At 70.0% G+C, this 11,762-nt stretch carries 13 protein-coding genes and 1 pseudogene; 8 read left to right on the top strand and 6 right to left on the bottom strand.

The features are described from left to right. Positions 1–86: 86 nt before the first annotated feature. A pseudogene (locus AB0R04_RS37275) lies at positions 87–640 on the bottom strand (helix-turn-helix domain-containing protein); the annotation flags it as partial. A 163-nt stretch (positions 641–803) separates the two neighbouring features. Here AB0R04_RS37275 and AB0R04_RS37270 point away from each other — a divergent pair. After that, positions 804–1,550 carry an SDR family NAD(P)-dependent oxidoreductase gene (locus AB0R04_RS37270; RefSeq protein ID WP_107453157.1) on the top strand — a complete coding sequence of 249 codons (747 nt, stop codon included), beginning with the start codon at positions 804–806 and terminating at the stop codon, positions 1,548–1,550. 84 nt (positions 1,551–1,634) lie between these two features. On the opposite strand, the gene AB0R04_RS37265 is transcribed toward AB0R04_RS37270, so the two are convergent. From AB0R04_RS37265 to AB0R04_RS37245, 5 genes are all read right to left on the bottom strand, one after another. Further along, on the bottom strand, positions 1,635–2,618 hold the full coding sequence (locus AB0R04_RS37265) for an alpha/beta hydrolase (protein ID WP_363378403.1): 984 nt from the start codon (positions 2,616–2,618) through the stop codon (positions 1,635–1,637). Positions 2,619–2,948: 330 nt separating this feature from the next. Next, the gene (locus AB0R04_RS37260; protein WP_363378401.1) at positions 2,949–3,383 is read right to left on the bottom strand and encodes a hypothetical protein; all 435 of its coding nucleotides are present in this window, start codon (positions 3,381–3,383) and stop codon (positions 2,949–2,951) included. Positions 3,384–3,430: 47 nt separating this feature from the next. After that, positions 3,431–3,820, bottom strand: a complete 390-nt coding sequence (locus AB0R04_RS37255; protein ID WP_363378399.1) for a hypothetical protein — start codon at positions 3,818–3,820, stop codon at positions 3,431–3,433. 162 nt (positions 3,821–3,982) lie between these two features. Next, positions 3,983–4,435 (bottom strand): hypothetical protein, encoded by a 453-nt coding sequence (locus AB0R04_RS37250; protein ID WP_363378398.1) that lies wholly within the window; start codon positions 4,433–4,435, stop codon positions 3,983–3,985. Positions 4,436–4,737: 302 nt separating this feature from the next. Then, positions 4,738–5,196: an ArsI/CadI family heavy metal resistance metalloenzyme gene (locus AB0R04_RS37245; RefSeq protein WP_363378396.1), complete on the bottom strand. Its 459-nt coding sequence runs from the start codon at positions 5,194–5,196 to the stop codon at positions 4,738–4,740. Positions 5,197–5,276: 80 nt separating this feature from the next. Here AB0R04_RS37245 and AB0R04_RS37240 point away from each other — a divergent pair, with 80 nt between their 5' ends. The 7 genes from AB0R04_RS37240 to AB0R04_RS37210 all read left to right on the top strand — a co-directional run bounded on the left by AB0R04_RS37240 (position 5,277) and on the right by AB0R04_RS37210 (position 11,529). Beyond that, positions 5,277–5,675, top strand: coding sequence for a metalloregulator ArsR/SmtB family transcription factor (locus AB0R04_RS37240; protein WP_363378394.1), 399 nt, complete (start codon positions 5,277–5,279; stop codon positions 5,673–5,675). A 107-nt stretch (positions 5,676–5,782) separates the two neighbouring features. Further along, entirely contained in the window at positions 5,783–6,844 is a 1,062-nt protein-coding gene (arsB, locus tag AB0R04_RS37235) for an ACR3 family arsenite efflux transporter (RefSeq protein ID WP_363378392.1), read from the top strand. After that, on the top strand, positions 6,837–7,253 hold the full coding sequence (locus tag AB0R04_RS37230) for an arsenate reductase ArsC (protein ID WP_363378390.1): 417 nt from the start codon (positions 6,837–6,839) through the stop codon (positions 7,251–7,253). Before arsB ends, AB0R04_RS37230 begins: the two co-directional genes overlap by 8 nt. Before the next feature lie 564 nt (positions 7,254–7,817). Further along, positions 7,818–8,003 (top strand): hypothetical protein, encoded by a 186-nt coding sequence (locus tag AB0R04_RS37225; protein ID WP_363378388.1) that lies wholly within the window; start codon positions 7,818–7,820, stop codon positions 8,001–8,003. Between the two features lie 220 nt (positions 8,004–8,223). Continuing rightward, positions 8,224–9,150, top strand: coding sequence for a hypothetical protein (locus AB0R04_RS37220; RefSeq protein WP_363378386.1), 927 nt, complete (start codon positions 8,224–8,226; stop codon positions 9,148–9,150). A 194-nt stretch (positions 9,151–9,344) separates the two neighbouring features. Further along, positions 9,345–10,187 carry a phosphotransferase gene (locus tag AB0R04_RS37215; RefSeq protein WP_363378384.1) on the top strand — a complete coding sequence of 281 codons (843 nt, stop codon included), beginning with the start codon at positions 9,345–9,347 and terminating at the stop codon, positions 10,185–10,187. A gap of 187 nt (positions 10,188–10,374) precedes the next feature. Continuing rightward, entirely contained in the window at positions 10,375–11,529 is a 1,155-nt protein-coding gene (locus AB0R04_RS37210) for a hypothetical protein (RefSeq protein WP_363378382.1), read from the top strand. Positions 11,530–11,762 lie beyond the last annotated feature (233 nt).

The following is an 11,762-nucleotide window of genomic DNA, read 5'->3' as shown; positions in this document are numbered from 1 at the left end:
GCCTGCCTCCAGCTTCAACCGGTCACTGCGATGACCAGCGGTGGGCTCCTCCTCCCACTCGATTCCTCAGCGCCTCGTGGCGCACGCCCGAACTCGTCGAACGCGAAGGTGCGGTCCGGGAAGCGGTCCAGGACATGCTCGATCCGGTCGAGTTTCGCGTCGTGGTCGGGGTCGGTGGACTCCTTCCAGGTCTTGGTGCGCCGGAAGGTGACGCCGCGTCGGGCCAGCAGACATCGCAGGGCCTCACGGCCGATCCTGATCACACGGCCGTGGACCTTGCGCAGGTAGGCGAGCAGTTTGCGGATGGACCAGCGGGTGAAGGGCTGCCCGAGCTTCGTCGGGCGGGTGGTGGCCGTCTGTCCTCGTCGTCAGGACTGAGATGGCGGGGACGGCCTCCCACCCACCGAGGGTCCAGGCAGGCCAGGCCGATCACGTTGAACCGGTGGATCACGTCCCGCACGGTGTCCTCGTCGGCCTGGACCAGCTGGGCGATGACCGGGACCCGGTTGCCTCCGGCGGAGGCCAGCAGCATCATCGCCCGCCGGTAGCGCACCGTGCTCGTGCTGCCCCGGCGCACGATCCTCTGTAGCTGCTGGCCCTCCTGATCTGTCAACCTCCGGACCCTGACCGGCTCCGCCACCACGCCTCCCCACACCGAATCGGATGTCGGTCCACATCCAACCGGTTCATGCGTCGCCACCACCAACCCGGCGAACGTATGCGGTCACAGCACTAGGGATTGCCAACTTCCCTTCCGGGGAGGCAGCTTGCCGAACGCAGTGATGCCTCGCACAATCGCTGTCATGTCGACGAACACCTCGGAAAGCCACTCCGCGCCGTCCCCGGCCCCGGCCCCCGGCAGGCGCGTGCTCCTGATCGGCGCGTCCCGGGGCCTCGGCCTCGCGCTCGCCCAGGAATGGGCGCGGGCCGGCTGGCAGGTCGTGGCCACCGTGCGCGGCTCGGGCCGGACCGGGCTGCACGAGCTCGCCGATGCCGACGCCCACGCCGGGCAGGTCGAGATCGAGACCGTCGACATCACCGAGCCCGAGCAGGTCGCGGCGCTGAGCGGTCGCCTGGCCGGCCGGACGTTCGACCTGCTCTTCGTGAACGCCGGCGTCACGAACCAGCCCGAGGGCACGGTGGCGCAGACCTCCACCGAGGAGTTCGTCCGGGTCATGGTCACCAACGCGCTGAGCCCGCTGCGCGTCATCGAGGCCCTCCAGGACCTCGTCGAGCCCGCAGGCACGATCGCGGTGATGTCCTCGGGCCAGGGCAGCGTGGCCAACAACGAGCGCGGCGGCCACGAGGTGTACCGCGGCAGCAAGGCCGCGCTCAACACGTTCATGCGCAGCTACGCGGCGCGGCACAGCGGCGAACCCCGGTCCCTGGTCCTCATGGCCCCCGGCTGGGTGCGCACCGACATGGGCGGCTCGGACGCCCTGCTCGGCATCGACGAAAGCATCCCGAACGTGGTCAGGACGCTCGACGCCCTCCGGAGCAGCCCGGGCCTGCACTACGTCGACTACCTCGGCCGAACCGTGGCCTGGTGAGCGCGGCGCCCCTGAACACCACGGCACTGATGGGCCGCGAGTTCGACCCACCGTCGAGCCCGCGCAGCACCCTGCTCCCCCCGCTCAGGAGGGGAGGGACGCGAGCCAGTCGGTCAGGATCCGGTTGACCTCGGTGGGGCGTTCCTGTTGGACCCAGTGCCCGCAGCCGTCGAGGATGTGGCTGGAGAGCAGGCCGGGCAGGGTCGCGGGGTAGGCCGCGATCGCGTCGGCCAGCCAGGTGGTGGAGGCGTCCCGGCTTCCGCCGATGAACAGGGACGGCTGGGTGACGGGGGCGCCGTCGAAGTCGGCGAGGTCCTCCCAGTCCCGGTCCATGTTCCGGTAGCGGCCCAGCGCTCCGCTCATGCCGGTTCGCTCGAACTCTCCGGCGTAGACGTCGAGTTCATCCGCGCCGAGCCAGCCGGGCCGCCGTCCGGCGGGGAACCGGTCACGGAGTGTCCCGCCACGGCTGACGAAGTGCGGGTCGGGTGCGCCGGCCGCCGGCATGGTGTCGGCGGACAACGCGGCGTAGAAGCCCGCGAGCCAGCCGCGCACGTCCGGTTCGATCTCCGCCTCGGCCCGGCCCGGCTCCTGGAAGTAGGAGACGTAGAACTCCTCGTCGCCGCCCAGTTGCCCGAAGACCTCGCTGGGCCTCGGGCCGCCCCGCGGGAGGTAGGGAACGCTCAGCAGCCCCACGGCACGGAAGACGTCCGGTCGGATCAGGGCGGAGTTGGCGGCGATGGTCGAGCCCCAGTCGTGGCCGACGATCACCGCGGACCGTTCGCCCAGGGCGTGCACCACCGCGATGTTGTCCTCGACCAGGTCGAACATCCGGTACGCGGTCACCTCCTCGGGCCTGGAGGAGCGCCCGTACCCGCGGACATCGATGGCGACCGCGCGGTATCCGGCAGCGGCCAGCACCGGCAACTGGTGGCGCCAGGAGTACCAGGACTCCGGGAACCCGTGCAGCAGCAGGACCAGCGGCCCGGCGCCCTGCTCCACCAGGTGGATCCGGCCGGCGGGCGAGGGAACCAGCCGGTGAGTGGGGCCCGTGGTCCGCGACGGTGACATGTGTCCTCCTGGGATCTCGATCCGGCGTACGCCAAGTTCGGTTCGGCGACCCGCCGTTCGACGACCTACTGTTCGGCGGCGTGACGCCGATGCGGTGCTGACGCAGTGCCGATCATGCTGCGCGCGTACCGCGGAGGGCGAGGCTTGTTGCCATTTCAGCAAACCGCCCCGCGGCCCGCCCGTGGCAATGCTCCGATCGGTCTCTCCGCCCGGGCACCGCCAGGGCATGGGGTTCTACCGTGACATCGCCGCCGGTTCGTCGACGTCCCCAACCGGCCGGGTCGTCGTGGACGACCACTCGGCCCTGGGCGCAGTCGTTCTCCGACGCCCCTACACCCTGGAGAAGACCCGCTGCGCGTTCCCTCGCGGCTGGCCGCCCAGGCTGGCCACCGCCCCCTCTCGCTCCTCCTGCAGATAGATCTCGCAGTCGCCCCCGGAGTAGTAGTCCCGCAGCACCACGAAGACCCCCGACCCCGCGTCGTCCACACTCCCGGTCCGCCAACTCCCCTGGTACTCCCCCAACGCCGCACCCTGCCCGACGGGATCCTTCGCGCAGAAGTACCCGTCGAGCCGCACCTCGCCGAGCCGGCCCCCCTCCCGCAGTTCGATCACCTCGTCCCGCGACGCCCAACGCCCCACGTAGTCCTTCGGATCCGGCCCGCCCGACCTGGCCTTCAGATACCCCGTCAGCCCCGCGATCAGCAGGACACCCACCAACAGGACAGCACCCTCCCGGGACTTCAGGTACGTCCATCGACCAGCCACAGCTCCTCCTCGCTCCACGCCGTCGTACTCGAAGTCACCGCGGCACCTCAGCCCTTCTCCATGACGAACCCCTTGGTCGCCAGCAGCCACAGGTCCTTCTCGTTGGTCATGGCCGTCAGCCAGATCGTGCAGCTGCCTCCCCCGTCCTTACGGGTCGCCGTCACATACACCCCCCGACCGGCGTCGTCGAGGTAGGACTTCTTCCAACTCCCCTCCAGTTCCGTCGGCTGTGCCGGATCGGCCGCCGCGCTGTCGCACACGTAGGCCGGCACCGTCGCGGACCCGATCCGCCCGTCCGGGAGGAACTCGAGCACCGCCGTACCGCCGCTCCACCGTCCGACCGGGACGGACACGTCAGGCCAGGAAGGCCGGAACGTCAGCCACACGACCACGCCCACGCCGAAAACACCGAGAACCCCACCCAGCACGCCGAACAAGACGCGCCGTCCCCTCGCCACACAACCCTCCACCGAATACCTGATCGATCAATCCGCACGACATTCGAGCACCGAAAACAGTACCGACCGGGAAGCTTCGATGCCGCCCCACCCTGCCAACACCCGGGCCCGGCCTGCCCGGACGGGGCCGGCAAGCCTCGGTCAGCGCACGGCGAAGGCCTCGGTGAGGGACCCACCGGGAGGAAGCTCCGAGCACGGGATGTCGGACGCCTGTTCGGTGATCGATTCGCCGGTACGGGCGAGGACGACTCGGAGGCAGGAGCTTCCGACTTCGGAGGCCCCCCACCCCGTCGGGTACACCACGTCAGCCATCACGCCCACCACGACGGAGCCCCCGTCCCTGCCCAGCGTGACGACGTGCACCGCGGTGCGCGCCGCGAGCGCCTCCAGCGACATGGCCGTCTGCGGCCCGGCGGTGAAGGCCGGTACCAGCCCGGCCGCGTACCGATGGGCATCCGCCCCGGCCTCGGCCTGCGCCCGGACGCGACGGTCCCCGGCCGCGGACCGGTCGTTGAAGGCGCTGACGACGAAGGCCGTCGCAGCCAGCACCAGTACGGCGGCCGCCACGGCGAGTACCCGGCGAAGAACCCTCATCTGATCCACTCCGAAACAGCCGGCCCTGGCAGGCCGAGCGGGTTGGACAATCGGGAAGCGCCGGCGGAAGCACGGCGGTGCGCCTCCCTCCCCGGCAGGAAGAAAGGGGCACCACGCGTCACGGCCGGCCGCATGCGACTCGTTCTCCTCCCACCGCCCAACTCATCGGCGCCGGCGCCGGATTCACGACAACCCTACGGTTCGTCGATGCCGCCCTGACTGTCACCTCCGCCGCCCACCGCCACGGATTCCCCCACCCCACTGCACCGACCGCCCGACCGGCTGGACGTCCGGGTGCGGCGTCAGCTGCCGCAGGCGCAGTCCGCGGCAGCCGTCTCCTCGGTGTCGGCGCAGCAGCCCTGCGGTGCGGCGTCGGCGCTCTTGCCGAGGGTGTCGGCGTCGGCCTTGACGACGTAGACCTCCCAGGGCTCCTTGCCGGGGCCGGTGACCCAGACCTTGTCCTGGAGGGCGTAGCAGCAGGAGGTGTCGTTCTCCTCGAAGGTGGCGAGGCCGGCGTCCTTGAGGCGGGCGGTGGCCGCGGTGACCTGGTCGGCGGTGGCGACTTCGACGCCGAGATGGTCGATGCGGGTGTCCTCACCGGCTTCGCCTTCGAGGAGGACGAGCTTGAGCGGGGGCTCGGCGATGGCGAAGTTGGCGTAGCCGGGGCGGCGCTTGGCGGGTTCGGCGTTGAAGAGCTTGGAGTAGAAGGCGATGGAGGCTTCGAGGTCGGCGACGCGCAGGGCGAGCTGGACGCGGGACATGGCGGTTCTCCCCAACAGGCTGGATTGATGTCTATCGATGCAACCTTGCGCTCTGGATCGAAGTTCGTCAACATAGACGTATGTCGAATCAGGAACTTCGGGTGCTCGGCCAGGACGACGACGCGGACGGATGCTGCCCCGGGCTGCTGACCGCCCCGCTGGACGAGGACCAGGCCGTGGAACTGGCGCGGGTGTTCAAGGCGCTGGGCGATCCGGTGCGGCTGCGGCTGCTGTCGATGATCGCCTCCCGGGCCGGGGGCGAGGTGTGCGTGTGCGACCTGACCCCGGCCTTCGACCTGTCCCAGCCGACGATCTCCCACCACCTGAAGCTGCTGCGGCAGGCCGGGCTGATCGACTGCGAGCGCCGGGGCACCTGGGTGTACTACCGCCTGGTCCCCGAAATGACCGACCGCCTCGCCGGCATCCTGACCCGCCCGGCGGCCGAGCCCCTGCCCGCACCCGCCGGGGCCGCCTCGTGAGCACCCAAAACGCGCCGAACACGCCGAACACGCCAAACGCACCGGCCGCGCCAACCCCGCCAACCCCGCCGACCCCGCCAGCCACACCAACCAGGCCGAACGCTCCGGTGGCGGCCCGGCTGTCGTTCACGGACCGCTACCTCGCGCTGTGGATCCTGGCCGCGATGGGCCTCGGCATCGGACTGGGCCGCCTGGTGCCCGGCCTCGGGGGTGCACTGGCGAAGGTGACCGTCTCCGGCGTCTCGCTGCCGATCGCGCTCGGCCTGCTGGTGATGATGTACCCGGTGCTCGCCAAGGTCCGCTACGACCGTCTCGACACTGTCACCCGCGACCGCCGCCTCCTCGTCCCCTCCCTGCTGCTGAACTGGATCGTCGGCCCGGCGCTGATGTTCGCCCTCGCCTGGCTCCTCCTGCCCGACCTGCCTGAGTACCGCACCGGGCTGATCATCGTCGGCCTCGCCCGCTGCATCGCCATGGTGATCATCTGGAACGACCTGGCCTGCGGCGACCGGGAGGCCGCCGCTGTCCTCGTCGCCCTCAACTCCGTCTTCCAGGTCGTCACCTTCGGCGCGCTGGGCTGGTTCTACCTGTCCGTCCTGCCCGGCTGGCTCGGCCTGGAACAGACCGCCCTCGACGTGTCGGTGTGGGAGATCGCCCGCAGCGTGCTGATCTTCCTCGGCATCCCGCTCGCCGCCGGCTACCTCACCCGCCGCCTGGGCGAGAAGGCCAAGGGCCGCACCTGGTACGAGGGCACGCTCCTCCCGCGCATCGGCCCCTTCGCCCTGTACGGACTGCTGTTCACGATCGTCATCCTGTTCGCCCTCCAGGGCGAGGCCGTCACCTCCCGGCCGTGGGACGTCGCCCGGATCGCGCTGCCCCTGCTGGTCTACTTCGCGCTCATGTGGACCGGCTCCCTGTTCCTCGGCCGCGCGGTGGGCCTGGACCACCCGCGGGCGACCACACTCGCGTTCACCGCCGCGGGCAACAACTTCGAACTGGCCATCGCCGTCGCCATCGCCACCTTCGGCGCCACCAGCGGCCAGGCCCTCGCCGGAGTCGTCGGCCCCCTCATCGAGGTGCCCGTCCTCATCGGCCTCGTCCACGTCGCCCTCGCCGCCCGCCGCCTCTTCCCGCAGCCCGCCACTCCCGAAGGTTCCGCCCGTGCCTGAGCCCAAGCCGTCCGCGCTCTTCGTCTGCGTCCACAACGCCGGACGCTCCCAGATGGCCGCCGCCTTCCTCACCCACCTCGGAGACAGCCGGGTCGAGGTCCGCTCCGCCGGCTCCGCCCCCGCCGACACCGTGAACCCCGCCGTGGTCGAGGCCATGGCCGAGGTCGGCATCGACCTCTCCGCCGAGGTGCCGAAGGTCCTCACCACCGAGGCCGTGCAGGCCTCCGACGTGGTGATCACCATGGGCTGCGGCGACGCCTGCCCGTACTTCCCCGGCAAGCGCTACCTCGACTGGAAGCTGGACGACCCGGCCGGCCAGGGCATCGACGCGGTACGCCCGATCCGCGACCAGATCGAAACCCGGATCCGCAGCCTGCTCACCGACCTCGGCATCCAGCCCAGCGCGTGAGAGCCCATCGGTAGCCCGGGGCAGCCCTACACCCCGGGCGCACCCCGACACCAAGCGTTCGGCCGCCAGCCACCGGCCACCGAGATCCGGACAACTCGGGCCCGCAGCCGTCCGAATTCGCCGGGACCGTCGGCTGGCTGCTCGGACGCCCAGGCCCAGAAGCGGGACATCACCACGACGGGGACGCTCGCACCCGACACCAGAAACTGGAACTCCGGCTGAGAATACGGCAGTTCGCCTCGTGGAAGTACTCCAGCAAGCAGACCTGCACGCCCCCGGCATAACAGCGCCGCGCAGCGACGACCGGGCGGTGCCGAACGGGATCACCCGGAAGCTGCGGACCGGCTCGTGGCAGGTGGGGCCGTCCAGGTACGGCCCGGACACGGTCGCCCTGCTTCACCCGCATGGGGGAAATCTCCTTCCCCTCGGTCCTGTCACTGGCAAGCTGATCTCACCGACTGCCTCGCGCCACTGGTACGCCTGCAAACGGCAGACGCCGCAGCACCGGCGCAGGGCCAGAACTTCACAGCCCGCGTCCGCCGAACAACCCAGGAGACACAGAACATGACTTCAGAGGACCAGGAACAGAACCACGAGGACGAAAGCGCAGCGCAGCAGGAAAGCCCCGCACCACACCTGGGGTCGAAGCCGAAGGACATCATCCCGACCGAACTCGACAGCAGGCTGGAAAACATCAAGAAGGTCCACGCGGATCTCGAAGACTTGAAGAAGAAGGTCGGCGAGGAGTAGCACCACCCGACAGTCGGGTCCGCAGTCTCGGAGAATCTGACTGCTAATCAACGATCAAGGTGAGGCCGTTCTTGACCGACTGACGTGTGAACGTGAGCGCTCGCCGACCGTGTCGACCTTCGATCGGTGTGCGTGCTACGTTCCGTGCCCTAACCACAAATAGGCGACCCCGGCAGCGCGCCAACGCTCCGGGGTCCGGCATCAGGAGACAGAACTCCCAATGCGCGTCCATCGTAGCGCCCACGTGCGCGATTTCACCGTGCTGCCCAACACCATGCTGCAGTACCGGCGGCTGTCCTACACCGCTCGCGGTCTGCTCGCGGACCTCCTCTCCCGCCCGGACGGCTGGCGCGAGGACGGCCGGCACATGGCGGACACCAGCCCCCAGGGGCGCGGCGCCATCCGCAAGGCGCTCAAGGAGCTGACCGAGGCGGGCTTCTACCGGGTCGAGAAGATCCGGATGCCCGACGGCACGATCATCACCGAGACCCACGTCTACGACACCCCACAGCCGATGCCGCCGGGTACCACCCGCCCGGCGCCCGGTGAAGCGACCACCGGCGGCGCTGACACCCTGGTAAAGAACCCGGCGAAAGAACCCACCCACCCCTCCCGGCAGTCCCGAAAGCCCGTCACCACCCCGGGGACGGAAGAACGGGAGGAAGCCGCCGAAGACGACACACCGGACGAACAACTCCGCGACGCGGTCGCCACCCTGTTCCGAGTCATCCGCCCCGAACCACGCCTGCACCTGGGCGAGGCCGAAGCACACGAACTCGCACCCCTGGTCGCCCAATGGCTCGAACGCGGCAGCACACCCGCCGACCTCACCCAGGCCCTGCTGCCGGGCCTGCCCACTCCGATGCACTCGGCAACCGCCGTACTCCGCTACCGCCTGCAGCACAAGATGCCACCCGACCAACCCGCCGAGCGGCCCACAGCAACCCGCTACACCGAGTGCACCAAATGCCACGACCCCGTCCCCCACCCCGGCATCTGCCGCACATGCGCAGGCCTCGGCACACGAACGCCCGCCGTCGGTGGGGGCGAGGCGGCCACCCGCCGCGGTGTGGCCTGCGCCAGGACTGCCCTGCGGGCCGCGACGACCGCCGGCATGAACCTGGGGAGACTGGCCATTGTCGGATAGCCCTTCCTCAGCGCCGAGTTCAGGCGCGCGCTGCCGAGGTCCAGCGCCAGCCCCCTGGCACTTCAAAGAGCGACTCGCAGCTGTTCATACCGTGCCGAGGCCACCTGTGAACGTCCACCGTGCGCCGGTACCGTCCTTGTAGCAGCGCGGGCCTGCGGGGCCGGTGTGGCCACGTTTGAGGAGGAGCACACACGATGATGCGGATCTTCACCAAGACGTTCACGGAGCCCCACACCCAGCAGCGCTCCCTGGCCCACCACCGCTGGATCGCCCGCGCCAACCCCGACGTGCGCATCCCCCGAGTCGTCCACATCCACCCCACCGCGATCGACTTCGAGCACCTCGACGGTCACCACGGCACCCCCGACGACCTGCTGACCCTGGCCGACCTCCTCGGCCACCAGCACACCACCGCCCACACCCACGACCTGCACGCCGCCCACCTGAACACACCCCACACCAGCGCCGACCACACCAGCGGCGACGCCACGACCGCCGAGGTCACCATCGCCGACGTCGCGACCACCGACGTCACCATCGCCGACTTCGCCGACAGCCGCCGCGAGCGCCTCCACCGACTGCTGGCCACCGGCACCGTACCGGCCCCGCTCCTGACCCCCGGCGCGATCGACGGCTGGCTGGAGCAGGCCGCCACCATGCCCGCCGCCTTCTACAAGGACGCCAACCCGCGCAACTTCCTCATCACCGACACCACGGTCGCCGTCATCGACTTCGACTCCCTCACCCTCGCCCCCTTCGGCTACGACCTCGCCAAGATCATCGTCACCATCGCGATGACCGCCGGCCCCCTACCCGAGGACACCATCCGGCGGACCGTAGCCGCCTACAACCGCCATCCCGAGCAACGCGGTCTTCCCGGTTGCTCCTGGCGGGAGTTCGCCGCATGGTGCGAGTTCCACCACATCCTCACCACGCCCCACCACGGCACCAACGGCTACCGGTACAGCTGGCACGCGATCAGGCCCGCCTGGACCACCGACATCCTCCGGAACTCCGACAAGGAGTCCCCACCGTGACGAACACCAGCATGACGGTCCATTCGGTCCATCAACCGACAATGTGACACATCTGCGTGATGATCCGATTTCAGACGGTGATCGACGGGTTCTCGACAGTCCCACCGATCCACTCATCGCGCACGGGCCCCTGCCGCCACGCTGTACCCGCCGCCACCTCTACGGGTGCGCGAGATCAGGAGGGGACATGGCGAGGGGCACCGCCCACCAGGTCGAACTGCTACGCGCAGAAGTCGGGACGGCCCTTCAGGCCGGCCTGGAGGAGATCCGCAACCACACCGACAGCCTGCGAGCCGAATTCACCGCGACGCTGGCGGCCGGCCTGAGCGAACACCGCGACGAGTTCTTCGAGGCGATCGCCAGAGAACAGCAGGAGGCCAACCGCAGCCTCCATCGCCAGTTGGGCAACCTTCGCAACGAACTCAGCGCTCGGCAGAACAGTGGCCGTGGCCCCCTCGGCGACGGCCCCGCCGAGGCGCCTCGGCCCGCCGTCGACTCCCCCGAAGCCGTGGGCCAGCCGACGGAAGCCGTTCGCCCGCCCGGCGGCGATGCCAGCAGCAGCAACTCCCCTGGTGCCAACGAGCTCCCCGAAGCCGAGCCCCCGGCATCCGAGCAGGCCGCAGAGCACGCCGCAGAGCCGGCCTCCCCCTCCGTGACCGGCGAGGCCGCGGAATCCGACAGCGAGGAGACAACCGTGTCCGAGACCACCCCTGCCGACGACGCGCCGACCGCCCCGCACGTCCTCGCCGAGGACCAGCTCAACCAGATCGCGGCCCAGGTCGCCGTCCGACTCGCAGACCGGTTCCGTCCCTCCGGCCCCACGGAGCAGGACACGAAGGTCGATCTGGAGAACACGGAAGCGGTCACGCCGGACCAAGCCGTGATCGACGACCTCCCGAGCGGCCGCGCCGACGACGTGTCCGGTCTCATCCCGGAGCCCTTCCTCTGGGAGAACCACGTCAACACCCTTCTCAAGGCCGCAGCCGTGAAGACCGTCGCGATCTCCTGCCACCCCGAGACCTGGGACTTCCTGGCCGCCCAGGCCGAGGGCGCCGACCACTTCTCGAAGCCGGTCAACGACGGCAACGAGGACACGATCCTGTCCGGCCCCAGCACCATCGCCCTCCTCAACGCGCTCCGGGAAACCGTCTACAGCGGAGTCGGCAACGGCACCAACACCAGCATCGGAACGTGGGCCCTCGCCGTCACCAGCTACGAACGCATCGCCGCCGTCATCAACAGCACCCGGCCCGCCGACGAGCAGGCCGGCACCGACCGCCTGCACCAGCCGCACATCGTCCTCGACGACCGCAGCACCAACAACTCGCCCGCCACCAACTGACCCACCGACACAGCAACCCCGCCCTCAGCGGACGGCGCTGGAGACCGATGCGGAAACGACGAGGGCACATCCACGGCGCATGAGGGCCAAGAACGCCGCTGACCAGCATCAACCACCGAAGGCCGGTCCGGCTGGCCAGCGGAGCTTCGGCGACAAGAACAGAAGGTCACGGACTCGCGCGGAGGGGATCAGCTCGCTGCGCACCCGGGCGCGCGAGGCGTTGTCGTATGGGC

Source organism: Kitasatospora sp. NPDC056731 (genome assembly GCF_040687675.1).
GTDB lineage: Bacteria > Actinomycetota > Actinomycetes > Streptomycetales > Streptomycetaceae > Kitasatospora.
The sequence above is the reverse complement of the archived record's forward strand: the minus strand, read 5'-3'. Positions and strand labels throughout refer to the sequence as shown.

Coding starts and splice junctions, on each gene's coding strand:
- AB0R04_RS37270 (WP_107453157.1), top strand. CDS start 804: ATGTCGACGAACACCTCGGAAAGCCACTCCGCGCCGTCCCCGGCCCCG.
- AB0R04_RS37265 (WP_363378403.1), bottom strand. CDS start 2,618: ATGTCACCGTCGCGGACCACGGGCCCCACTCACCGGCTGGTTCCCTCG.
- AB0R04_RS37250 (WP_363378398.1), bottom strand. CDS start 4,435: ATGAGGGTTCTTCGCCGGGTACTCGCCGTGGCGGCCGCCGTACTGGTG.
- AB0R04_RS37245 (WP_363378396.1), bottom strand. CDS start 5,196: ATGTCCCGCGTCCAGCTCGCCCTGCGCGTCGCCGACCTCGAAGCCTCC.
- AB0R04_RS37240 (WP_363378394.1), top strand. CDS start 5,277: ATGTCGAATCAGGAACTTCGGGTGCTCGGCCAGGACGACGACGCGGAC.
- AB0R04_RS37225 (WP_363378388.1), top strand. CDS start 7,818: ATGACTTCAGAGGACCAGGAACAGAACCACGAGGACGAAAGCGCAGCG.
- AB0R04_RS37220 (WP_363378386.1), top strand. CDS start 8,224: ATGCGCGTCCATCGTAGCGCCCACGTGCGCGATTTCACCGTGCTGCCC.
- AB0R04_RS37215 (WP_363378384.1), top strand. CDS start 9,345: ATGATGCGGATCTTCACCAAGACGTTCACGGAGCCCCACACCCAGCAG.
- AB0R04_RS37210 (WP_363378382.1), top strand. CDS start 10,375: ATGGCGAGGGGCACCGCCCACCAGGTCGAACTGCTACGCGCAGAAGTC.